The 22,900-nt window shown below is 68.0% G+C and carries 21 protein-coding genes; 13 read left to right on the forward strand and 8 right to left on the reverse strand.

The genetic code is table 11. The features are described from left to right. Nucleotides 1–10 precede the first annotated feature (10 nt). The 4 genes from menB to VKP62_11285 are packed head-to-tail and all read right to left on the reverse strand — an operon-like array spanning nt 11 to nt 4,890. Nucleotides 11–844 carry a 1,4-dihydroxy-2-naphthoyl-CoA synthase gene (gene menB, locus VKP62_11270; protein MEB3197773.1) on the reverse strand — a complete coding sequence of 278 codons (834 nt, stop codon included), beginning with the start codon at nt 842–844 and terminating at the stop codon, nt 11–13. Continuing rightward, nucleotides 841–1,830: an alpha/beta fold hydrolase gene (locus tag VKP62_11275; protein ID MEB3197774.1), complete on the reverse strand. Its 990-nt coding sequence runs from the start codon at nt 1,828–1,830 to the stop codon at nt 841–843. Before VKP62_11275 ends, menB begins: the two co-directional genes overlap by 4 nt. After that, entirely contained in the window at nt 1,823–3,541 is a 1,719-nt protein-coding gene (gene menD / locus VKP62_11280) for a 2-succinyl-5-enolpyruvyl-6-hydroxy-3-cyclohexene-1-carboxylic-acid synthase (GenBank protein MEB3197775.1), read from the reverse strand. Before menD ends, VKP62_11275 begins: the two co-directional genes overlap by 8 nt. Beyond that, nucleotides 3,538–4,890, reverse strand: a complete 1,353-nt coding sequence (locus VKP62_11285; GenBank protein ID MEB3197776.1) for an isochorismate synthase — start codon at nt 4,888–4,890, stop codon at nt 3,538–3,540. Before VKP62_11285 ends, menD begins: the two co-directional genes overlap by 4 nt. Nucleotides 4,891–5,001: 111 nt before the next feature. On the opposite strand from VKP62_11285, the gene aroF reads away from it, so the two are divergent. From aroF to VKP62_11305, 4 genes are all read left to right on the forward strand, one after another. Next, entirely contained in the window at nt 5,002–6,048 is a 1,047-nt protein-coding gene (gene aroF, locus VKP62_11290; GenBank protein MEB3197777.1) for a 3-deoxy-7-phosphoheptulonate synthase, read from the forward strand. Further along, a complete protein-coding gene (locus tag VKP62_11295) occupies nt 6,045–7,019 on the forward strand; it encodes a polyprenyl synthetase family protein (protein MEB3197778.1) in 975 nt (324 codons plus the stop codon). The genes aroF and VKP62_11295 overlap by 4 nt, the downstream gene beginning before the upstream one ends. Beyond that, nucleotides 7,016–7,729 carry a bifunctional demethylmenaquinone methyltransferase/2-methoxy-6-polyprenyl-1,4-benzoquinol methylase UbiE gene (ubiE, locus tag VKP62_11300; GenBank protein ID MEB3197779.1) on the forward strand — a complete coding sequence of 238 codons (714 nt, stop codon included), beginning with the start codon at nt 7,016–7,018 and terminating at the stop codon, nt 7,727–7,729. Before VKP62_11295 ends, ubiE begins: the two co-directional genes overlap by 4 nt. 154 nt (nt 7,730–7,883) lie before the next feature. Beyond that, on the forward strand, nt 7,884–8,321 hold the full coding sequence (locus tag VKP62_11305) for a hypothetical protein (protein MEB3197780.1): 438 nt from the start codon (nt 7,884–7,886) through the stop codon (nt 8,319–8,321). Here the strand turns inward: VKP62_11305 and VKP62_11310 are convergent. After that, a complete protein-coding gene (locus VKP62_11310; GenBank protein MEB3197781.1) occupies nt 8,288–9,346 on the reverse strand; it encodes a M28 family peptidase in 1,059 nt (352 codons plus the stop codon). The two genes, VKP62_11305 and VKP62_11310, sit on opposite strands and share 34 nt — an antisense overlap. A gap of 200 nt (nt 9,347–9,546) precedes the next feature. Here VKP62_11310 and VKP62_11315 point away from each other — a divergent pair, with 200 nt between their 5' ends. The 5 genes from VKP62_11315 (at nt 9,547) to VKP62_11335 (ending at nt 17,089) form a co-directional block, all read left to right on the forward strand. Further along, on the forward strand, nt 9,547–12,213 hold the full coding sequence (locus VKP62_11315) for a hypothetical protein (protein ID MEB3197782.1): 2,667 nt from the start codon (nt 9,547–9,549) through the stop codon (nt 12,211–12,213). A gap of 105 nt (nt 12,214–12,318) precedes the next feature. Beyond that, complete coding sequence (locus VKP62_11320) at nt 12,319–12,927, forward strand: ATP-binding protein (GenBank protein MEB3197783.1); 609 nt, start codon at nt 12,319–12,321, stop codon at nt 12,925–12,927. A gap of 14 nt (nt 12,928–12,941) precedes the next feature. Continuing rightward, a complete protein-coding gene (locus VKP62_11325) occupies nt 12,942–13,778 on the forward strand; it encodes a hypothetical protein (protein ID MEB3197784.1) in 837 nt (278 codons plus the stop codon). Nucleotides 13,779–14,013: 235 nt separating this feature from the next. Further along, entirely contained in the window at nt 14,014–15,519 is a 1,506-nt protein-coding gene (locus tag VKP62_11330) for an NAD(P)/FAD-dependent oxidoreductase (GenBank protein ID MEB3197785.1), read from the forward strand. Nucleotides 15,520–15,643: 124 nt separating this feature from the next. Then, nucleotides 15,644–17,089 carry an NCS1 family nucleobase:cation symporter-1 gene (locus VKP62_11335; protein MEB3197786.1) on the forward strand — a complete coding sequence of 482 codons (1,446 nt, stop codon included), beginning with the start codon at nt 15,644–15,646 and terminating at the stop codon, nt 17,087–17,089. A 58-nt stretch (nt 17,090–17,147) separates the two neighbouring features. Here VKP62_11335 and VKP62_11340 read toward each other — a convergent pair whose 3' ends face one another. Beyond that, a complete protein-coding gene (locus VKP62_11340; protein ID MEB3197787.1) occupies nt 17,148–17,480 on the reverse strand; it encodes a rhodanese-like domain-containing protein in 333 nt (110 codons plus the stop codon). Nucleotides 17,481–17,653: 173 nt separating this feature from the next. Here VKP62_11340 and VKP62_11345 point away from each other — a divergent pair, with 173 nt between their 5' ends. The 4 genes from VKP62_11345 (at nt 17,654) to VKP62_11360 (ending at nt 21,685) form a co-directional block, all read left to right on the forward strand. Further along, complete coding sequence (locus VKP62_11345; GenBank protein ID MEB3197788.1) at nt 17,654–18,727, forward strand: putative sulfate exporter family transporter; 1,074 nt, start codon at nt 17,654–17,656, stop codon at nt 18,725–18,727. Nucleotides 18,728–18,857: 130 nt separating this feature from the next. Beyond that, the gene (locus VKP62_11350) at nt 18,858–20,066 is read left to right on the forward strand and encodes a sulfite oxidase (GenBank protein ID MEB3197789.1); all 1,209 of its coding nucleotides are present in this window, start codon (nt 18,858–18,860) and stop codon (nt 20,064–20,066) included. Further along, nucleotides 20,059–20,433 (forward strand): hypothetical protein, encoded by a 375-nt coding sequence (locus tag VKP62_11355; GenBank protein MEB3197790.1) that lies wholly within the window; start codon nt 20,059–20,061, stop codon nt 20,431–20,433. The genes VKP62_11350 and VKP62_11355 overlap by 8 nt, the downstream gene beginning before the upstream one ends. Before the next feature lie 73 nt (nt 20,434–20,506). Next, nucleotides 20,507–21,685 carry a DUF4349 domain-containing protein gene (locus VKP62_11360; GenBank protein ID MEB3197791.1) on the forward strand — a complete coding sequence of 393 codons (1,179 nt, stop codon included), beginning with the start codon at nt 20,507–20,509 and terminating at the stop codon, nt 21,683–21,685. Nucleotides 21,686–21,793: 108 nt separating this feature from the next. Here VKP62_11360 and VKP62_11365 read toward each other — a convergent pair whose 3' ends face one another. Both VKP62_11365 and VKP62_11370 read right to left on the reverse strand, forming a co-directional pair. Beyond that, nucleotides 21,794–22,207 carry a DUF302 domain-containing protein gene (locus tag VKP62_11365; GenBank protein ID MEB3197792.1) on the reverse strand — a complete coding sequence of 138 codons (414 nt, stop codon included), beginning with the start codon at nt 22,205–22,207 and terminating at the stop codon, nt 21,794–21,796. Nucleotides 22,208–22,273: 66 nt separating this feature from the next. Then, nucleotides 22,274–22,891, reverse strand: coding sequence for a DsrE/DsrF/DrsH-like family protein (locus VKP62_11370; protein ID MEB3197793.1), 618 nt, complete (start codon nt 22,889–22,891; stop codon nt 22,274–22,276). Nucleotides 22,892–22,900 lie beyond the last annotated feature (9 nt).

Genomic DNA, 22,900 nt, shown 5'->3' on the forward strand with positions numbered 1-22,900 from the left:
CCTTTCTGCCTCAAGGCAGGCGCGGGAACTTCGAGAAGTCGGGCTGGCGGCGCTGCACCCAGGCATCGCGTCCTTCCTGCGCCTCTTCCGACATGTAGAAGAGCAAGGTGGCGTTGCCGGCGAGTTCCTGGATGCCGGCCTGGCCGTCCAGGTCGGCGTTGAAGGCGCTTTTCAAGCAGCGCATCGCCAGGGGCGAATGCCGCAGCATCTCCTGACACCAGCGGACGGTCTCGGCTTCCAGGTCGGCCAGCGGCACCACCGCGTTGACCAGACCCATCTGCAGGGCTTCCTGGGCATCATACTGACGACAGAGATACCAGATCTCACGGGCCTTCTTCTGACCGACGATGGAGGCCAGGTAAGAGGCCCCGAAGCCGCCATCGAACGAACCCACGCGCGGCCCGGTCTGACCGAAGCGGGCGTTGTCCGCGGCGATGGTCAGGTCGCACACGACGTGCAGCACGTGCCCTCCGCCGATCGCGTAGCCGGCCACCATGGCCACCACGGGTTTGGGCAGCGAGCGGATCACCTTCTGAAGGTCCAGCACGTTCAGGCGAGGCACTCCGTCCGCGCCCACGTACCCGGCGTCGCCGCGCACCTTCTGGTCGCCGCCCGCGCAAAAGGCGTCCGGGCCCTCCCCGGTCAGGATCACGGCGCCGACCTCGGGGTCCTCGCGCACCAGGTGGAAGGCATCGAGCAGTTCGATGATGGTTTTCGGCCGGAAGGCGTTGCGGCGCTCCGGTCGGTTGATCGTGACCTTGGCAATACCCTCGGCCTTCTCGAGCCGAATGTCCTCATAGCTTTTGACCGAGCGCCATTCCAGCGCTGCAGCGATGCCGTTCATGGGTGCACTCCTTTTCGTGGGAGGGGGATCCTGGGTTCGGAAGGTTGCGTGGAGGCCCGCGCAGCCAGCGCGACGAGGGCCTGGACCAGGGCTTCGGGGGCCTCGTTCGGGACGTCGTGACCGGCCCCGGGCGCGACACGAGCCTCCGCCAGGGGAATGGCCCGTGCGAAGGTCTCGGCGTGGGCCTGAAACTTGGCATCCCATTGCCCGGCCAGGGCGATGGTCGGCACGGACAGCTGGCCCAGACGTCCCGACAACGGCGCCATGCGCCCCAGACCAAAGGCCTCCATCGCCGCCGCCAGCGATTCGGGCGCCTGACTCAGGCGGATCTCACGAGCCCCGGGCGAGAGGCCCCCTTCACCGCCACGTCGGGTGGCAAACACCGGCTGCGCGTCCCAGGCCTGCCAGAAGTCAGAAGCTCCCTGCCTGAGCAGGTCGGCCCAACGCGCGTCGGCCGCCTCACGGGTCGCCCGCGCCTCGGGTTCATCGAGTCCCGGTGAGGCCCCCACCAGCAGCAGGCCCGCCAGGGGGCGCTGCAGCGCGAGATGCAACGCCAGGCGGCCCCCCAGCGAATAACCGAGCACGGTCGGCGACGGAATGCCCAGGTCATCCAGCAAGCTCCCCAGCGCCGAGGCGGCCCGCCCCAGTTCCCATTCGGCCACCGGCACGGGAGGCTGGGTGCCCCCGTGACCGGGCAGGTCCACGGCCCAGACCGACCAGGCCAGGTCCAGTGCCGGCAGCAAGGGCGCCCAGACGCGAGCATCCCAGCCGAATCCGTGCAGCAACAAAAGAGGTGGAGCGGCGGGGTCGCCGCCGACGCGCAGACGCCAGCTCAGGCCGCCGGCCTGAACCTCTCGCAGCTGGCCCCAGTCAGCCGTCCCGCCCAGGCGGCCAAGCGCCTCACCGCGCCGGCGTGGCCGGTCCAAGCGGGGCGAGGGGCCCGGTGCTGGTGGGACCGTCTGACGGAGGCGCTCGGCTTCATCCATCGACCGTTCCTCCGACTTGCAAGTCAGCCAGGAAGCGCCGATGGTCGGCGACCGCCGCCTGACGTTCAGAGGGCACGAGCCACACGGTGGGCCCCGGACGGGAAAGCGCATCGCCCACGCAATAGCCCACCTCGGAGGCCGTGGTCACCCAACGGGCGGGCAACCCGAAGCCGGCGGCCACCGCCGCCAGGTCCTGGTCGTGCGGCGTGGCGAACAGCGTTTCGAAGTCGGGCGCCGCCTCGGCGATGGGCAGGTGATGAAAGATCAGGCCCCCACGGTTGTCGAGGACGAGGATGACGAGGGGAACCGTCAGGCGCCGCAGGAGCGCCAGGGCCCCGACGTCGTGCAGGAAGGCCAGGTCCCCGGTCACCAGCAGGGTCGGCACCCGTGAGGCGAGCGCCACGCCGAGGCTGAAACTGGTGACGCCGTCGATGCCGTTGGCCCCACGAATCACGTGAACCCGCATCCCCGGAGAACCAGCCCCGGCATAGGCGTCGGCGTGCCGGATCGGCATCGAATTCGACAGGACGCATTGGGCGCCCTCGGGCAGGGCGGCCAGGGCCGCCCGCACCGCCGCCGCCTCCAGCGGAGGCGCCGGCGTGACCCGCGTCAGCGCGGAAGCGGTCCGCCGTTCCTGCGCCAGCCAGCGTTCCGACCAGGCGCTCCATGTAGGCTCCGCAGCCTGTTCCCCCCAGCGAACGAACAGGTCCGCCAGGTCCCCCAGCACCAGTGTCCCGCCCGCCGCATCCGGGTCACGTCCCAGGGCGTCCGGCCAGAGCGTCAGGCATTCCGCCCCGCTTCCTGCCGCCCAGGTGGCGATCGCCTTGCTGGTCATCTGACGGCCGACCCGCAGCACCAAGTCCGGCTCGAACGCACGGGACAGCGGCGGACGCAGGAACAGGTCGGCGTGATGCAGCACGAAAGCATCGGAGCCCGCGCCGCGCAGGCCGCTGCCCACATCGGCCAGGACCGGCAACCCGAGCCGGGCGGCCCAGCGCAGCAAGGGCACGGCGGTCTGGCGATCGCCCGCCCCGGGGCCCGCCAGCAAAACCGGCCGCTGGGCCTGCCGAAGGCGCTCAACCAGCCACGTCAGGGTCGCCTCAGGCACTCGTCCCGAGGAGGAAGGCCGCTGTAACGGCTGTGGGGCAGGCGGCACCCAGCCGGCAAGTTCCTCCGGGGTGGGCGCCAGCGGTTCGTCGAAGGGCACGTTCACGTGCAGCGGGCGGCCGGCCGCGATAGCCGACGACGCCGCCAGTCCCAGCCGCAAGCAGGCCTGGGGCAAGGCTTCGGGGTCCGGAACGGGCAGTTCCAGAAACGAGGTTGTGGGGCCATAAAGGCCCACTTGGTTGATCGTCTGGGCCGCCCCCACCCCGCGCAAACGCGGGGGGCGGTCCGCCGTCACGGCCACCAGCGGCACCCCCCAGGCGGAGGCCTCGGCCAGCGCAGGATGGTAATTGGCCGCCGCGGTGCCGGAGGTGCAGACGAGCGCCACGGGAGCCTCCAGCACCCGGGCCATGCCAAGGGCCACGAAGCCTGCCACTCGCTCGTCCAGCACCACCTCGCACGACAGCCGGGGATGCCGATGCGCCGCCAGCGCGAGCGGGGTGGAGCGAGACCCTGGCGACAGGACCAGGTGGCGCACTCCCTGGCCCACCAACGTATCGAGCACGCTGTGGGCCCAGTTCAGGTTGGTCAGGCCGCGACTGCTCATGGGGGAGGTGCCTCGGTCAGCGCGGCCAGCATGGGGGCCAGCTTGCGCTCGGTTTCCAGCCACTCGGCGTCCGGCCGCGACCCCGCCACCACGCCCGCACCCGCCAGCGCCGCGGCTCGATTGCCTCGCACGTGCGCGGCGCGGATCCCGACGGCCAAAAAGGCCGCGTCGGCGGACATCCAGCCCACCGGCCCCGCGTAGTAGCCCCGACCGGTCAGTTCGAGTTCCCCGATCAAGCGAACCGCCGTCTCGCGCGGCACGCCTCCCACGGCGGGGGTCGGATGCAAGGCCGCCACCAGGTCCCCCAGTCCCGCTTCGGAGGCCAGCACAGCGGCCACAGGCGTGCGCAGATGCCACACGTTGGGCAGGGGCAGCAGCGTCGGTTCCTCGGGCGCGTCCAGTTGCGTGACGAAGGGCGCGAGAGCCGCCAGCACCGCTTCGCGCACCAGGGCGTGTTCGTGTCGGTCCTTGTCGCTTTGCAGCAGTCCGTGAGCCAGCCGGGCATCCTCGGCCGGTTCCGCGGCGCGCGCGCAGGTGCCGGCCAGCACGTCGGCCCGCACCCGCCGGCCATCCAAGGCCACCAGGCATTCCGGGGAAGCCCCCAGGAAGGCCGCGCCGTCTCGGGCCACGAAGAGAAATCGGCTGGTGCCGGGGGCTCGCCGCGCCAGTTGCTCGAAAATGCGTCGGACCGGCAAATGCGCCTTGGCTTCCAGGTAGCGTGGGCGGGCCAGCACCACCTTGCGCGCCTCGCCGCGGGCGATCGCCGAGAGCGCTCCGCCGACGGCCCGTTCAAAATCGGCCCGTTCAGCCTCGTCGGGAACCACGCGCACCACCGGTTGACGCTCCGGCCTTCTCGCCCGGGCCACCCACGCCCGGAAACGGTCGAGCTCGGACGCCAAGGCTTCCGGCCCCGCGGTCGCCGACCACAGCACCCAAGCCTCCGGCACCCCTTCCCCGAACGTGGCCTGCGGAGGAAATCGCAACAACCAGCGCGGCACGTGAAACGAGGCAGCCGGAATCTCCGCGCCGAACGGGTCCAGGGGCCGGTCAGCATCGAACACCATGCGGCCGAACGCCCGCACCCCCGACGCCTCTCCACCGATGGCCTTCAAGGCGGCCGCGACCTCCGCCCACAGGACCGTCGCCCCCTGGGCCGCCCCAGCGGCCCAGCGCAACACACTCCCCACGCCGACCCAGCCGGTGCCGTCCTCTTCGATGAAGAGCACCAGCTCGTCGCCGGCAGGCGCGTCGGCCAACCGAAAGGGGCTCACGGCCGCCACGTCAGCCCGCGCGGCACCCCACGCGGCGGGAGCAACCAAAGAATCGATGTCGGCTTCGCGGCTCATCATTGACGCCTGATTAAACTTTCAAAAAATCTTGAAAGTTCTGAAGGATGATGCTACGCTAGCACACGAGCGCATCGCTTGCAAGCGCTGAAAGCCAGCGGAAGGAAGGCGCCTATGTTGATCACGTTGACGGGTGCACAGCACGGTGACCGGATCAGGGCGTGGTTGACCCGACTCGGATTCGAGGCCCGCGTGGTTCAGCGGGGCCAGGCTCTGCTGGTCCAGGACCCCTGGATGCCCTGGGGGGTCAAGGACGCCCTGAGTTCAGACCCTGGCGTGGCCTGCCTGGATGAGACGCAGGCACTCCCCCAGCGGGTTCTCCGGCAAGGGCCCCAGGACGAGGCCCTGGATGCCTGGCATCTGGGTGAGGTGCCGGTGATTGCCGGACCTTGCGCGGTCGAGGACCCCGACATGATCGGCCAGGCGGCCGCCTTCTGTGCCAGTCTGGGCATCCGCTGGCTGCGCGGGGGGACCGACAAGACCCGGACCCGAGTCGATGCCTTCCAAGGGCTGGGAGCGCGCGGAGCGGCCTGGCTGCGCGAGGCCGCCGACGCTCATGGGATGAAGGTGGTCACCGAGGTGACGGACACGCCGGAGGCCGAAGCGATCGCCGCCTTCGCCGATGTGTTGATGGTCGGAGCGCGTCACATGCACGCCAGCCGTCATCTGCAACGCGTCGGTCGGATCGGCAAACCGGTCATCCTCAAGCGCGGGCTGGCCGCCAGCCCCGAAGAGTGGCTGCGAGCGGCCGAATACCTGCTCGAGGCCGGGGCGCCGAGCGTGGCCTTCTGCGAACGTGGCTCCCGCTCGGCGAACCCGCTCAAACGCTTCACGCTGGACCTGGCGGCGGTGCCGTTCATTCGCGAAATGTCCGCGTTTCCGGTGCTGGTCGACCCCAGCCACGCGGCCGGCTACTCCCCCTACGTGGCGCCCCTGGCGCGTGCGGCGATCGCGGCGGGGGCGCACGGCGTGGTCGTCGAGTGCCATCCCGACCCCGCCTGCGCCCGCTCCGACGCCCTCCAGGCGCTGGACTTTCAGGCCCTGGCCGCGCTGGTCACCGACTTGCGTCGGCTGCAGGCGGTCACCCAACCCGGCTCGCTCTCGCTCCCAAGCGCTGTGACTCGCGAAGGGGCCACGCTGGAAAAGGCGGCTCAGCCATGACCACGGAAGTTCGTCCCCAGGAGAGCAGCTTCCGGGCGGCGATCGCCCGCCGCCTGGAAGCGCAGAGCCCGACGCTCACGGAGGCCTCTCGCCATCTCTTCGGAGCCGGCGGCAAAGGGGTGCGCCCGCGGGTCCTGAATCTGGTGGCCAGGGCCTACATGCCTGACGGTCAGGCGATCGCCGCCCACGATGCGCTGGCTGAGGCCATCGAACTGGTCCACGTGGGCTCCTTGATCCACGACGATATCCTGGATGAGGCGGATACCCGGCGCGGCGTGGCCTCCGTCCACGTGCGGTGGAATGCCAAGGTGGCCGTGCTGGCCGGAGACTGGCTGCTCGCACAGGCCAGCCGTCGGGTCGCCGCGCTCGGCGATTCGGTACTGACGGACCGCTTTGCGGAGATGATCGCCGATCTGTGCGAAGGCGAGTTGCTCCAGGATGAACATCGCCATCGCCTCGACGTGGGGATGGATGCCTACCTGGACCGCATCGCCAAGAAGACCGCTGCCCCGTTTGAACTGGCCACCGAGGGAGCGGCGCGTCTGGCCGGCGCGAATCCCCGGGCGATCGCCGTGGCGCGTCGGTTTGGCTTCCACCTCGGACGCCTGTTCCAGCTCGTAGACGACATGCTGGACTGGTCAGCCAGTGCGGCAGAGCTGGGCAAGCCGGTCGGGCGAGACCTCCTGGACGGCACCTTGACCCTACCGGTGCTGGTGGCGCTGGACGACGCGGAAGTCGGGGAACGCCTCCGAGAATCGCTTTCCCCCTGGCCCGCGCAGATCACGCCGGCGCTGCGGGGGCTCATCATGGCGGAAGCTCCCGCCGCGGAAACGATCCGCCTGGTGATGAGTGAGGCGGAGCGCGCGCAGCACTGGATGCAGCAGCTTCCGGCGGGCGAGGCCCGCGAGGAGCTGATCACGGTGTTGTCGGACCTGGCGGCCCAGGCTGGGGTCGAGGAGGCCCTGCGATGAGCCCCGAGGTGTTGCCGGCGCCCGCGGACAAGGCTGCCTACGTTCAGGGCATGTTCGATCGCATCGCGATTGGCTATGACCGCGTCAACGACTGGATGACGGGAGGCCTCCATCGCCTCTGGAAACGGCAACTCGTACGGGGGCTGCGACCAGCGCCGGGAGACGCGGCCCTGGACCTGGCCACCGGCACCGGCGACCTGGCCCTGTTGCTCCAACGGGCCGTCGGCCCCGAGGGTCGCACCGTTGGCCTGGACTTCTCCGCTGGCATGCTGGAAATCGCTCGTGCCCGCCGCAGCGACGGTATCGAATGGCTCCAGGGCGACATGCTGGCCCTGCCCTTTCCGGATGCCAGCTTTGACGTCGTCACGGTGGGCTTCGGCCTGCGCAACGTGGCCGACCTGGAACGCGCGCTGAAAGAGATCGCGCGAATCTTGAAACCGGGCGGGCGTTTCGGCTCCCTGGAGACGGCCCGTCCGCGACAGGCCTGGATGCGTGCCGTCGTGGCGCTTCACAGTCGCCTGGCGCCCTGGCTGGGTCGTTGGATGGCGGGCGATGACGACGCTTACCGCTACTTGCATGCCTCGGCGCTGGCGTTCGTCGACCAGGACACGCTGGCCCACACCTGCCGGCAGGTTGGATTGGCCGACGTCGTGGTTCGTGACCTCAGCGGCGGGGCCCTCGCCCTCGTGATGGGGAAACGCGTCGGCTGACAGCAGGTCCACCCCTCCACGCTGACGAGCCCCTCCCCGCCTGGGAAGGGGCTTCTGCTTTTGGCGCTCCGAGGCTTGCGCCCGGATCACGGCTGTGCTTACATATTATTCACATATCTTTACAAAAGCCCGCACGCGGGAAGGAGCGCACGCCATGTCGGTGGCCCGAAGCCTGATCATCAGCCTGGATGCGGAATGGAGCCTGGCTCCAGGGCTCTCAGCCCACCTGGCCATGGCAGGCCATCCCGTGCTGCGGGTGCCGCATGGCGTGGCCGCTCTGGTCGCTCTGGCGACCCGCCGATTCGACCTGTTGTTCGTGGAAGTGCTCGACCTGGCCCGTCACGGCCGCGCCCTGGGCCGCATCGTCCGGGAGCGCCCCGCCCACCGCGCGCTGCCGCTGGTGGCCCTCACTCAGGATTTGCCCACGAACGCACGCCTGGCCCTGCTGGAAGCCGGTTTCGACCTGGTCCTGTCGGGACGCGAGGCGCTGGACATCGATGCTGATACGCTGGTGGCCCTGCTGCAGGCGCGGCACGCGGACCAAAGCCCCTCGGGGCGTTACTCGTTCGACCAGGCCTTGAGCGTGTCGTAGGCTACCGCCGCGATCCGCACCAGGTTGTCGATGTTGAACTGGTCGGCCGGCTTCTTGTCGATCGTGTCCCGCTCCGGCAGGGTGTCATTCGGCGTGTGCAGGTACTTGCTCATGACCGGCTCGGCGTAATAGCAGATGGCACGCACGCCGGCCCGGCGGAAGGCGGCGTGGTCGCTGCTGGCCCACGGCGGCAGCGCCAGGCCACCCACCTCGTGGGTGTGGGGGATCTTGAAGGGCTTGAACACCATCTTGAGGCCGCGTTGCGTCGCCATGGCGCTGAGATCGCCGCGAGAGGTGAAGGGGTCCTCGACCGCATCGGTGCCGATCGTGTTGGTGTTGCCCACGGCGATGCAATCCATGTTGACCATGCCCTTGATGGCTGAGAGCGGGATCGGCATGGCGCCGCCGTCCAGCTTGGGCGCGACCGGATTCTTGGTGTAGTAGGTCGAGCCCAGCAAGCCCAGCTCCTCTCCGGAGAAGGTCATGAAGAGGATGTTCGCCCGGGGGCGATCGCCGTGGTTCTGGTTGCGGTCGACCATCACGCGCGCAATCTCCAGCACAGCGGCAGTGCCGCCCGCGTTGTCATTCGCCCCGGGGTACATCTTGCCCTCCCGCACGCCCAGGTGGTCCTTGTGGGCGCCGACCACCAGGTAGCGGTTGCTGCGCTCGGAACCCGGCAACAAGGCGATCACGTTGTGGGCCGTGCCCTTGAAGCGGGGATTCTGGAAGGCCTGCTTGATCACCGGCAAACCCAGTTTTTCGAATTCCCTGACGATGTAGTCGTCCGCCTTGTAGTCACCGGCCGTCGCCGTGCCACGCCCCGCCAGGGCCGCATCCGTGAGGTAGCGGGTATGCGCCAGCGCACGCGCGCCATCCAGCGGATTGTCCAGGGTCGAGGCAGCGGTCCGTGCCCCCTGGGTGGCCTTCTTGGCAGCCGGGAGCAGGCTCAGCGTGCCACACGCGCTCAGCAGGGCCGCCCCCATCAGGGTGGCGACGAGGCGATGGGAACGGGAAGCAGGCGACATGGGCAGGGAACCTCCTGATCGACGGACCTGCCCATCATAAACCAATTACCTAATCTTAATCAATACTTAAACGACAGTGGCGGCGATACCGAATCTGAGAAGGGAGGCTTTTTCTGCGTTTATCCGCTCCCCCCCGCGGTATAAGGGGGGCGGTGGGTTCTGTTGCGTGACGGTCCCTCGATCCCTGGGAGAAGAATCAAATGATGCGATTGCGGAAACACGTGATCTTGGCCTCCACCTGTCTGGCGGTGGCAGGTTGTAGCGTCGCCCCGCCCCTATCGACCGATCTGACCACCACCACCCTCCAGAAACCTCGGGGTTCCGCCGCCAGCCAGGCGGATGGAGCAACCGGAGAGACGTTTGCGGCCGCTCAAGGGGGCCTCAAGGCAGCCGATGCCGATGTGAAGCCCTCCCAGTTCCAGTTCCAGGGGCCCGATGGCGGACCGCTGGAGGGCGTGCGTGTGACCATCGCAAAGGCATTGCTCAGCACCAACGCGCGCGGCGTGGTCGACCTGCCCGACGCAGTGCTGAAGGGAGAGGCCTCGATCACGGCCCTCGTGACCGCTCCCGGCTACGTGCCGGGCTACTTCCGGCTGGAGCCCGGCAAAGCCTTGGCGCTGCAACCCATCGATGCTCGTCGGACCGCCGTCACGGCGGCAGCGGGAGCCACGGTCAGCAACGCAGCAGGCGATATGGAGGTGGTCTTCCCGCCGGGGGCCCTCAGCCAGAACGCGAACGTGGCGGTGACCCGGAGTTTCAGCGAACATTGGGCCCAAAACGTGCCCACGCCCGAATACCTGCCGCTTCACGTGTTACCCGGGTACGACGCTCCTGATTCCGAGATTCCCTGGGAAAAAGCGACCGGCTTCCCGCTGAAGGAGGCCACCCCGCTGGGTGCGTATGGCTACCACCTGGAGCTCGGCGAGGCCAAGATCACGCCCGGCGCGGCAGTCAAGGTGCGTTTCAAGGCCGAGGAGGAACTGGCGGCGGCGATCGAAGAGAATCCGGGCTTTTTCGAAGGAGAGGGCGCACGCCAGGACCAGGCCGGCAACTGGTGGTTCGAGATGGCCGTGCCCGCTCCGGCGGCGCCTCCGCCCCAACCCCTCGTGTACGAATTGCTCAAAAAGGGCGGAGGAGGAGGCGGTGGCGGCAAGGGTGGCGGCGGAGGCAGCAAGCCAGCGCCCCCGCCCCCGCCGAAACCGCCAGCGAGCAAACCGGCCCCCGCATCGCCGCCCAAGCCGCCCAAGAGTGCGGAGGTGTCGAAGGTGGGCAAGGCTACCGTGATCGAGTTTGACTCGAAGAAAGAAGCCGAGGCCTACCTCAAGCAAGTGGAAAAATCCCTGAAAAATGAATCCGTCAAGGGATTCAACGACTCCAAACACAAGGGCAAGGTGGAAGCAGCAGCCGGGGAGAAACTCGGGGGCTTCGTGGTGCACTCGCCCCAGCTGAACAATGGCCATTGCACCTACATCGTCTATCCGACCAAGAAGAAACCCTCATCAGGAGGGGGAACGGCAGTGCCCGTCACCCCCTCGAAGCCTGGCACCGCTCCAACTGCCCCCAGCCAGCCTTCCCTGCCCCCGGCGTTGGCCCCGTGGACCGCCCCACCAGTTTCAGGCCAACCCGCCTTCTCGCCGCCCGTCAGCGTGAACACGGAGGTGTGGGTGACCGGCAAGGTCACGGCCAAGGTGGTCTGGGATTCCGACATCCCCGAACTGGACGGTCAGCCGGTGCAGGGGGCTTTCGTGTCCTTCTCGCACGCCGGCACGCCGACCCATGACCCGACCACCAGTGGATACACGAATGCCGCGGGTTTGGTGGAGGCGTTCGGAGCCGAGTACGCCCCTGGTTTCGCCAGCGCGGTTTGGCCGTCTCAGGCCTCCGTGAACGGCACTGCCGACGATTACACCATCAACTACGGGCAATTCGAACTCCAGCTGATCAAGAAACGCCCCAGAGTCACCCTACAGTGGGACAAGCAAGGCACGCCCGGCCAGGCGAGCTACAGCGTCGCCACGAACCTGGGAGCCTTCAACGTGGAGGCGGCAAACAACCCGGTGGTGAGCCCGACTTTCGGTCTGACGCTCAACAACACCACCTTCAAGGTGGCCGGCGCCACCCAACCCGCCCCCAACCAGTGGGCGGAATTCGAGAGTGGGAACCTCGATGTCAGCTGGAACGCCACCCTGAACCTGGCCACCAAGGCCTGGTTCTCCACGACGGTGGAGACGGAGATCCGCTATCAATCCGACGACAGCAGCGTGCCTGCAGACCAGCGCCCCAGCACACGTTGGCACGGACAGCCCGCCACCGGCGCCAACGTCACCTTCAGCCACCCGGTCTCGGGCTACTCCGCCAAACCGGCCGGGCGCGACCAGCTGAGCTTCAGCGACGTCAGCACGGCAAAAACCTGGGGCCTCAGCGGGGCCGCCGGATCGTCCACGGCTTCTCGTGCCGGCGCTGAGGGGACCACCTTCTCAGGGTCGGGAACCTACGTGGTGTCTGGTGGGGTGTTCAACACGTCGCTGCTGGCCAACCTGCCGACCCTGTCGGTCGACATCCAGGCAGAGAGTGATATCGCGGACAAGCTGGAGATGGTCTACAAGCTGGACGGCGTGGAGAAAACCATGCGCCTGCCCAAGCCTACCAATCAGCGCTATCGGGTCAGCCTGCCAATCGAGGAAACCGTCAACGCTCCTGGCGTTCACCGGTTCGAGCTGGTCCACATCCACGTGACCGGGGCTCCCGACTGGCACGCCTTCACCCAGGATATGGGGTTGACCTTCCCCGCGGTTGAAAAACTTCACCGAAACAAGGACGTGACCTACCCGGTCAAACTGAAAATCGTGGCCAACGCGCCCAAGTAGATCACGCACCAGCGCAAGTTCCGCGGCAAGCGAGCAGGGCGTGTGAGGTATCTCCCTGTGTCGGGAATGTAAGGGTCTACCCCCCCCCCTGCTCCGGAGGCCCTCATGCCCGCCCGCGTGCCCCGTGGACGCGTTCTGTCCGTTTCATTGACCGGTGCTCCCTGCGTCGGCAAGACCACCATGGCCCGTGCCCTCGCCGAGCGTTTCGACTTGCCATTGCTGCCGGAACGCTCGCGCGAGGTGGCGCGCGAATGGGGTTACACGCCCGCCAACATGCCGGAAGATCTGCGCCTGCCCTTCCAGTGGGCGATCCTGGACCGGCAGGTGGCGGCGGAACACGAACACGAGACGATCGGCTACATCTCGGACCGCTGTCCGGTCGATTCGCTCTGCCACTTTGAGTGGTTCGGCCCGCAATATGGCTGGCCGGAGGAGGAGGCAACCCGTTACCGCGAAGCCGTCGAGGAGCGGGTCATGCACTACGACCTGCTGGTGGTGATTCCCCCCATGTTCCCGATCGTGGACGATGGCGAGCGCATCACCGACCCGTCGTTTCAGCGGGGCTTTCACGCGGTGCTCTCGCACCTGGTCGAACAATGGGAGCATCGCCTGGGGCCGCGCCTGCATGTGGTCTCCGAATTTTCGTTGGAAGACCGCATTGCGGGGGTTGAGGCCGCCCTGGGGATGTCCGTCCTGCAGCCGCCGGTGCGATGAGACCCTTCCGGAGAATGCGCGCTTCCGGCCCGAGGCCGCCGGGCGTTTGGCTGCGCGCGGGTGGCCGGCTGGCGATATGGGCGCTTGGCTGGTGGCCTCTGGCGCCGGCCTGGGCTGCGCAGGAACAAGATGTTCAGCTGCAACTCGACCTGGCGGCCCCCCTCAAGGCGGAGAAGGACCTCAAGGCCCTGCTGGACGAATGGACCACCGGTGCCTTCGACATCCAGTTCACCCCTCGTCCTGAGTTCGACCCGAGCCTGGCTGGCTTCGTGCGCGTGCGCTTGGAGGGCCTGCGTGTGGCCTTCAACCCGGACTGGTACAAGCGCTACAAGACCTTTCACGACGAGTTGATCAAGCAGCCCTTCGGGCCCGCCGCCTTGCGCCGAGGCCTGGAGTATGCGCGCCAGGGCGATGGTCGTCTCGACGCCACCCTGGTGGATGCCGGCGGCAAGGTGTTGCTGGCCACAAAGGTTTGGAACAGCCGAGCCCCCAGCCACTTTCAGCCGGTGGAGGGGCAGCTGTTTTCGGCCGAGTTCCTGCGCCCGCTCCCGGAGACGCCGGTCTCTTTGGCCCAGCTCTGGGAACTGCCGGCCGGGGAGACTCCCTATCTCTCGGTTCCCGTGAAGCTGGTCGCCAACGTGAAAAAGATCCGGCTGGGCGACATGGCCACCCGTCGCTGGCCGATCGACCTGAGTGACCCCCTTGCCCCAACGCCGCCCAAGCCACCGGCAGGCGCACCAGCCCCGAAGGGCAGCGGTCAACCCGCGCCCCCCGCTGTGCCTGGAGCGCCACCCGCCCCTGCCGCGCCGCCGGGTGGCAGCGCCCCTCAGTTGAATCCGCCACGCCTGTGAGCCCTGAGGGGTTCCTCACCCAGCGTCCTCAGGCCGCTTTGAGGTGAAAGTCAAACTGCCTTGCCAAGGGAATCTCGACTGGCGTACGATGCGCGAAATTCGACCCGGTAACGTTTTGGTGGCGTGGATGTCATTCCCTCGTCGGGATTTCCACCCAGCCGACGAGGACGTCCATTCACCGTCGCACGGGAGTTCGCTGTCAGACAGCCCTGCCCCCCGACCCACAGGAGGTTCCATGCCACGCACAGCCAGGACCTGGCTCAATGGGCTGATTGCCGCGGCCCTCATCTGCCTACCCGGTCCCGTCCTGGCGGCTTCGCCGGAACCAGAACATCCAGAGCCCCAGTTGGCCGTTCCCTCCCGCCCTCACACGGTGGTGGTGATCGGCGCGGGCCTGGCTGGTCTGACGACGGCCTACCGCCTGCGTCAAGCCGGCGTGGACTGCGTGGTGCTCGAGCTGGCCGACCGGGTGGGCGGTCGGATGCGGACGGTCTCGTATCCGGAGGGCGTCTCCGCGGAGGCCGGCCTGGAGGAATTCTGGGATACCAACCCGACGGTGGCCCTCGCCGAGGAACTGGGCGTACCGATGGAGAAGTCCGCGACGGCATTCTCCAGTTTCCTGCACAAGGGCAAACTGTACCCCTTCACCCAGGATACCAACGAGGCCTTTGTGGCCTCGGTGCTCGGCCGTGCCGACCTGAGCAAATTCCGGCAGTGGGACGCCGATATGCAACGGCTTCACAAGCAAGTCGGCTTGCGCCCGTTACCCGCCGAACTGGCCAAGCTGAAGGACGTGTCGTTCGCGGATTGGTTGTCGCGTGACAAGCGCCTGTCGCCGCTGGCCGTGGCCATGATCCGCGCCATGAGCGAACCCGAATTCGGCACCACGGCCGATGCCATCAGCGCGCTCGACGGCATCGACGAGTGGCACATTTTTGCGGGTGCGGGCGTCGGGTCTCACCACGTGGAAGGGGGCAATCAGCGGCTGGCCGAAACCTTGCGCGACCGCATCGGCCGCGACCGCGTTTTGACCGGGCATCAGGTCACGCGCATCGCCCGCTTCGCCGACCACGTCGACGTGACGGCCCTGGAGACGGCCCGCTACGCCGTGCATCACTTTCGGGCCCGCCACGTGGTCAGCACCATCCCCCTCTTCCGCCTGTATGAGGTTCAGATCGACCCCCCGCTTTCCGCCAAGGTCCAGGAAGCCATCGGCACCCAAACGTGGGGCGCCTACTGTACCGCCCACATCGTGCTGGATGCCCGGGCGGCGAAGTTCTGGACCGTGAAAGGGGAGGAGATCCTGCCGATCCTGACCGGTGGTCCCCTCGGCGTGATCTACGGAGCCAACTCCGGCTCTCAGAGGGGCTACACCGCGCTGAACCTGCTGATCACGGGCGAGCACGCCGAGCGTTTCAACGCCCGCACAGGGTCTCTGGATGATGTTCGCAAGGAGGTCGGCGCCGCGCTGGAAAAACAATGGCGGGGCATCACGCCCCACGTGAAGTACATGAACTTCGTCCGTTACCACCCGCGCGCGATCGCCTCCTGGCCCGTCGGCCGCTCGCGTTTCGACGCGCTTTCGGATGAAATTCGCCGTCCCCAGGGGCGCCTTTATCTGGCGGGCGACTTCACGGAGGGCACGCACTCGGACGGCGCCGCGATCTCGGCGATGCGCGTCGTCAAGCAGATCTGCGCGGCAGAAAAGCTCGCGTTGCCCGCTCCGATGGCGACCCCCTGAGCCGCCAACGACCCGTCGCAGGCCTGCTCACTCCAACTCCCCGGGCCGTGCACGCCCCCACTGCCGCCCTCCCCCCCGCCCCAAGCTCCTGGTTCTGAAGCCACGCGCCTAGGAGGTCAATCCCTTGTCCACGACCGCCGATACCACCGCTACCTTGGTGGCTTCACAATCCCCACTTTACAGCGATGATCTGGCGCCCACCCCGCCCGAAGCTCGCACCTGGCGCACCCGGCACTACACCTCTCTGTGGGTCGCCATGGCCTGCTGCATCCCCACCTACATGCTCGCCAGCGGCCTGATCGCCTCCGGCATGAACTGGCGGCAGGCGCTCTTCACGATCTTGCTCGGGAACCTGCTGGTGCTGATCCCGATCCTGCTCAACTCGCATCCCGGCACCCGCTATGGCATTCCCTTTCCGGTGTTCGCTCGCGCCAGCTTCGGCGTCTGGGGGGCCAATTTACCGGCTCTGATGCGCGCCCTGGTGGCCTGCGGCTGGTTCGGTATCAATGCCTGGATCGGAGGAGCGGCCGTCAACACCCTGCTGACAGCCATCTGGCCCGGCTGGGCCGGTTGGGGCGGCAGCCTCGGCGGATACGCCCTCGGCGCCTGGGTCAGCTTTGGCCTGTTCTGGCTGTCCAACATCTGGATCATCTACCGGGGCATGGACACGCTGAAGCGTTTCGAAAGCTGGGCCGCGCCGTTCGTTCTGCTGATGACGGCAGGCCTGGTCATCTGGGCCGTGAAAGCGGCCGATGGGCTCGGGCCCTTGATGGCCCAGCCGGGCAAGTTTACGACGCTGGAAGCCTTCTGGCCGGTCTTCGTCCCCTCGCTGACGGCCATGGTGGGTTTCTGGGCCACCCTGTCGCTGAACATGCCTGATTTCACTCGCTTTGCGGCAGACCAAAAATCGCAGGTGCGGGGACAGGTGCTGGGTTTGCCGGCCGCCATGACCGTGTTCTCGGCCATGGGCATCGTGATCACCTCGGCCTCCTCGCTGGTCTTCGGCAAGCTGCATTGGGACCCGGTCCAGCTGGTGGGCGAATTTCAGAACCCCTGGGTGGTGGCGATCGCCATGTTCACGGTGATCGTGGCGACCATCTCGGTCAACATCGCGGCCAACGTGGTGTCGCCCGCCAACGACTTCGCCAACATGTGGCCGAAACGCATCGATTTCAAAACCGGCGGGCTGATCACGGGCATTCTGGGCATCGCGATCATGCCCTGGCGCCTGCTGGCCGACGCCCAGGCCTACATTTTCGACTGGCTGCTGGTTTACAGCGGTGGCCTGGGCAGCGTCGCGGGCGTCATGATCGTGGACTACTGGCTGCTGCGCCGCTGTGAACTGGATGTGCCGGGCCTTTACGAGACGCACGGTCGCTATCGCTACTGGCGCGGCTGGAACCTGGCGGGCGTGGCCGCGGCATTGGCGGGGTGCTTCGCCGCCTGGGGAGGCAAATTGATTCCAGCGCTGAGCCCCTTGGTCCCCTACGGCTGGTTTGCCGGCTTCGCCGTGGCAGGCCTGAGCTATGCCGTGTTCATGGGCGGACGCCGTGGGGCGACCTCCGATTGAGCGCGCCACTCGCTTGGCCAGGCTCCAGCCGGGTCGCCCCCTGGCATTTAACGGGCCTTCAGGCGCCTTCGACCGGTCCCTGCCAGGCCAGCATGCCCCCCTCGACGTTGTGCGCCTCGAAGCCGGCCTGGCGCAGGAGGGCCACGGCCCGTCCGCTGCGTGCGCCGCTCCGGCAGATCACGGCGATTTCCCGCTCTTTTGGCAAGCGCGCCAGTTCCCCGCCCAGTTGCCCGAGTGGGATCAGGGTCGCGCCGGCCACGTGCCCGGCGGCATACTCTCCCGGTTCCCGCACATCGAGCAGAAACGGCGCTTCCGGGCCAGCCAATCGCTCGGCCAGCTTCGCCGTCGTCAAGGCCTCGCCGGCGGTTCCACCCCATAACCAGTTGAGCATGTGTGCCTCCTTGGGCCTCGCCGATCCAGCGAAGCGCCCCTGTGTTCAGCCAGCCTCATCGGTGCTGACCAGCGCCACCAGCAGCGGGCCTGAACCGTGGCCCCTGCACTTGCAAACAATACTATATTACTATATAGTAATTTATCAAGTCCCCCTATCTGCAGGTTGATTCCATGGCCCATCTGGCGCACTCCGTTTCCGGCCCCTCCGGGTCCCCCTCCGAACCGGCCTCGCCGACCGGCCCGGTGGCTCCCCGTGGCAAGCTGCCCGGCTTCTTGCTCGCCTTCGGCCTGGCCGCCGCGGGCTATGCGGGGGCCCAGTTGAAAGGCCTGGCCGTCATGGGGCCGCTCTCGCTGGCCTTGCTGATCGGCATCGCCTGGCGCAGCGGTGTGGGAGTCTCGCCCGGACTGGCTCCTGGCGTTCGTTTCTCCTCCAAACCCCTGCTGCGCGCCGGCATCGTGTTGATGGGCGCCCGCCTGGACTACGGCGTGCTGCTGGCGGCCGGGCCCAAGCTGCTGGGCATCGCGGTGAGCGTCATCAGTGTGGCGATCATCGGAATGTACGCCCTGGCGCGCCGCGTGGGCCTGCCGCGCGAACTCGGCATGCTGATGGCGGTCGGCACCGGCATCTGCGGCGCCAGTGCGGTGGCGGCCGCCTCGACCGTGACGCGCGCCAGCGAAGAGGACACGACGCTGGCCGTCGCGCTGATGGGGCTGCTCGGCACCGCGGGCGTGTTCTTTTACGTGGGGCTGGCACCCTGGCTGGGCCTGAGCCCTCAGCAACTCGGCATCATCACCGGCGCGACCCTGCACGAGGTGGCCCAGGTGGTCGCCGCCGCCTTCACCTGGGGCGAGCTCAGCGGCGACGCGGGCACGATGGTCAAGCTCACGCGGGTGGTGCTGCTGGCACCGGCGTTGGTGCTGGTGGGGTGGTACTGGCGACGCGCCACCCGGCACGAGGCGGGCCACGCCGCCTATTCGCTCGCCAACCCGCCGATCCCCTATTTCGTGCTGGGCTTTCTGGCGGTCGGGGCGCTGAACAGCCTGGGCCTGTTCTCGGAGACGCTGCGCTGGGGGCTCACCCAGGCCAGCATCGGCTTGATGGCAATCGCCATGGCCGCCATGGGGCTGCTGACCGACTTGCGCCAGGTGCGCCAGGCCGGTCTCTCGGCGATCGCGGTAGGGGTGGTCGGCTTCCTGACGCTGTTCGTGATGGTCTACGCCATGATCCGGCTGCTGCACGTGTGACCCAGCCCTTGCGAGGCAAAGGGCTGACCAGGTATCCCCATCAGCAGCCGCGCGGCGTGCCCCCGGCCCAGCCTGGCCTCGAAAAAACGGGCCGTGGCAAATCGTTGCTCCCCGGGCATAAGAGCCTCACATGCTGGATGACAAAAGCCGCCCTCTCCTGAACCGCCGCGCCTTCCTGCAAGGATTGGGGGCGCTGACGGTCTTGCCCGCGGCGATCGCCCTGAGTGAACGCGCGGCGGGGGCCGCCTCTCGCCCGTCAGGGCCCTGGGTCAAGCAGGGCTTGCTGGTCCGGTCCCGGCGCCCGCTGGACCTCGAAACGCCGATGGGGTTGCTCGGCGACGACCTGACCCCGATCCCGCATTTCTTCGTGCGTACCCACCATGATGAACCGCAGATCACGGCCAGCCACTGGCGCTTGGCCCTGGAAGGGCTGGTGCGCCGTCCGCGCAGCTGGACCCTGGCAGATCTTCGCCAGCTGCCGGCCCACGAGGTCACGGCCGTGCTGCAATGCTCCGGCAACGGACGGGCCTTCTACCGGCCGCGCGTGCCGGGTGTGCCCTGGGAACGCGGCGCGGTCGGCAACGCCCGCTGGCGTGGCGCGCGCCTGCGGGATGTGCTGGAGGCCTGCGGGCTGGAAGCCGAGGCCGCCCACGTCGTGCTGCAGGGGGCGGATCAGCCGGTGCTGCCCAGCACGCCGCGCTTCGGGCGTTCGATCCCGCTCGCGAAGGCCTTGCATCCCGACACGTTGCTGGCGTACGAGATGAACGGCGAGCCGCTGCCCGTGCTGCACGGGCATCCGGTGCGCGCCGTCGTGCCAGGCTGGGTAGGAGACGACTGGGTCAAGTGGCTCACGACCCTGCGCGTGCAAGCCGATCCCTTCGACGGGTTCTTTTATCAGACGGCCTATCGCTATCCGCGCCAGCCCGTGTCGCCAGGCAGTGCCGTCAAGCCGGAGGACATGGGCCCCATGGACGAACTGGTGGTCAAGTCACTGATCACCGGGCCGCTGCAGGGGGCTCGGGTGCCGCGCGCCGGCCTCCCGATCCGCGGGGTCGCCTGGAGTGGCGGCGGCATCCCCGTGACCCGGGTGGAAGTGTCCGTCGACGACGGCTTGCACTGGGCCGATGCCACCTTGCTGGGCGAGGCGCAGCCCTATGCCTGGCGACGCTGGGCCTTCGACTGGATGCCGGCGGCGGGCCAACCTGGCGGCCTGTTGCGGCTTCGTGCACGGGCCACCGATGCGCGCGGGCGCGTGCAGCCGACCGAGCCGTCTCCCTGGAACCCCAGCGGCTACCAGTGGAACACGGCCGACACGGTCGAGGTGACGCTCGATGCCTGACTTTCGCCGTGGCTGGTGGGCTTTGCTGCTGATCAGCCTGCCGTGCTTGCTGGGGGCCCGCCAGGGCTCACCGCCACTGCCCCCGGGGGGCTTCCACTCGCCCAGCCCCCAGGCGGTGGCCTGGCCGGCGGGGCCTGGCCAGGCACTGGTCACCAGCCGCTGCCTGTTCTGCCACGAGGCCGAGCTGATCGTGGCCCAGCGCCTGACGCCCGCCCAGTGGGACAAGGAGGTACACAAGATGGTCAAGTGGGGCGCCCCGCTGACGCCCGAAGAACAGCGCCTCCTGGCTGCCTACCTGGCCCGCCACTATGGGCCCGACCAGCCGCCCTACCAGCCTCGCCCGCTCGACCTGCCCCGCCAGCGCTGAACCAGCCGCCGTTCTCCCAGCCCAACCTGTTTCCCAAGCGTTTCAGGACCACCGGCCCTTCGAGGTATCGCCCATGTGCCCATCCCCCGCCAAAATCCGCCTGGTCCTGAGCGTGCTCGTGGCCCTCGCATTGAGCGGCTGCGCGGGCGATCGCCCCGACGAGGCCGGCAGCGCCGGTGACGCGCCGCCGGCTCCGGAAGCGGCCATGGATGCCCCCTCGGGCGCTCATTCAGCGCTGGGAGGAAGCTCGGCCAAAGTGAGTGAGGGTGCGGACGAAGCCCGTCGAGGCGCCGCGGCGGAGGCCAGCCTCGACGAGGCGAGCAACGAGGCGCCCGGCCAGAGCCGCGAGCACAAGGACCAGCAAGCGGCCACCGCCGGGATGTACATCATCCGCAAGGCTCAGCTGACCCTGCAGGTGAAGGACGTGCGCGAGAGCATCCGCCGCGTGGGCGCGATCGTGAGCCGGGTCGGCGGCCTCGTGGCCGATTCGGAATTCACCTCCGCCGAGGGCGACGCCCCGCGGGCCAGCCTGACGCTGCGGGTGCCGGCCAAGCGCTTCGACGCCCTGCTCGACGAGTTCGGCGGGGTCGGCACCATCTTCGAGCGCCGCATCGAGAGCGAGGACGTGACGCTCAGCTACATCGACACGGAGAGTCGCATCCGCAACCTGCGGCAGGAGGAGGCCACGCTGCGTGGGCTGCTGGCGCGTTCCGGCAAGCTGACGGACGTGCTGGCCGTGGAACGGGAGCTGTCGCGCGTGACGGGCGAGATCGAGCAAGCCCAGGGGCGTTTGCGCCACCTGGGCAATATGGTCTCGATGGCGACGATCCAGGTGACGCTGTCCGAAAAGGTCAAGGTGGTCTCCACTTCGCCTTGGGGAAGCATCCCGGAGGGCGTGGAGAACACGCTGCGCGACGTGGAGCGGGCCCTGGCCGGTGTGCTCGCCTGGCTCGCCAACTCCGCCATCTGGCTGGTGGCCTATGTGTTGCCGCTCTCGATTCCGATCGTGGGTGGCTATGCCTTCGGTTACTGGCTGCTGCGTCGCTGGCTGGTGCAGCGCCAGGCCTGGCTCTCGGAAGCCTGGTTCGCGCGCGTCTGGCTCGGGCTCGGCGCAGCCGGTCTGATGGCGCTGGCGCCGGGTGTCGCGGGGACGATCGTGACGGTGGCCCTGGTGGCGATCGCCATCGGCTCACTGGCCTGGTTGGGCGCCTGGCTGAAACGCACCCTCAAGCCGGGCACGCCGGCTGCCTAGCTCCATGTCGTCGCGTCCAGATTCAAGCCGCGGCCTGCTGGGAATTGACGCGTAAAAAAATGCCCCGTCTCGCGAACTCGACGAGACGGGACACTCAAATCGGTACGTTCAGGCAGGAAGCGCATCCAGCGCCGCTTGCAGCTTGGCCCGCGCCTCCTCGGCAATCGGAACCAGGTGCGGGTTGCCCACCACGCCCATCATGCGGTGCGGCTCGATCGCCTTGACGGCCGTGCGGCCCTCGCCGGCGTCATAGACCACCACGTTGCAAGGCAACAGCAGGCCGAGGTCGAGTTCCGCCGTCAAGGCGCGATGGGCCAGGTGCGGGTTGCAGGCCCCGAGGATGACGTAGTCGCGAAAGTCCTCCACCCCGATCTTGGCTTTCAAGACGGCCGGAACGTCGATCTCCCACAGCACCCCGAAACCGACCCCCTTCAGGCTCTCCTTGATGGCGTCCACGGCCGCGGCATAGGGCAGAGAGATCGTCCGGCCCAGACCATACGATTCTTCGACAATGGCTGACATGGGTTCTCCTTCGAACGGATGATGGGCATCGTCCAGCGTGCTGTGAGCGTGGACGACGCCCTGCGACTAGATGAACAGGGAAGCCTTCGATTCCTGGGCTTCGCCGACGAACATCGCGACCCCGCCGAGTTCGACCTCAGGCATCAGTTCCTCCTGACGCACCCCCATCACATCCATGCTCATGGTACACGCCACCAAACGCACCCCGCTCTCCCGCGCCAGCGCGATCAGATCTTCCAGCGAGGCCACGTCCTTTTCCTTCATCATCTGACGAAGCATGAGCGAACCCGCCCCCAGAAAGCCCAGCTTGGAGGGAATCAAGCCGGTCGAAGCGCCCGGCGTCATCACCTGCAGCATGAGTTCCTTGATGTCCTTGCCTCCCCAGTCCTTGCGCTGACGGATCGCGGCAAGGCCCCAGAATGTGAAGAACATGGTCACTTCCAGCCCCATGGCCGCGGCGCCGGAGGCGATCACGAAACCGGCCAGCACCTTGTCGAGGTCGCCCGAAAACACGACCATGCTGAGCTTGTCCTTGGGCAGGCGCGCCTCCAGTTCTGCCACGCGTTGCTCGGCGGAAGAGGCCCTTTGCTGGGCTTCGGCCGTGGCCTGCTCCAAGGCCGAGAGTCGGGCCAAGATGGCCTGGGCATCGGGCACGCTGGCCTGAGCAGTGGTGATCGTGTCCATCGGGGGCCT

Source organism: Candidatus Sericytochromatia bacterium (assembly GCA_035285325.1).
Classification (GTDB): domain Bacteria; phylum Cyanobacteriota; class Sericytochromatia; order S15B-MN24; family JAQBPE01; genus JAYKJB01.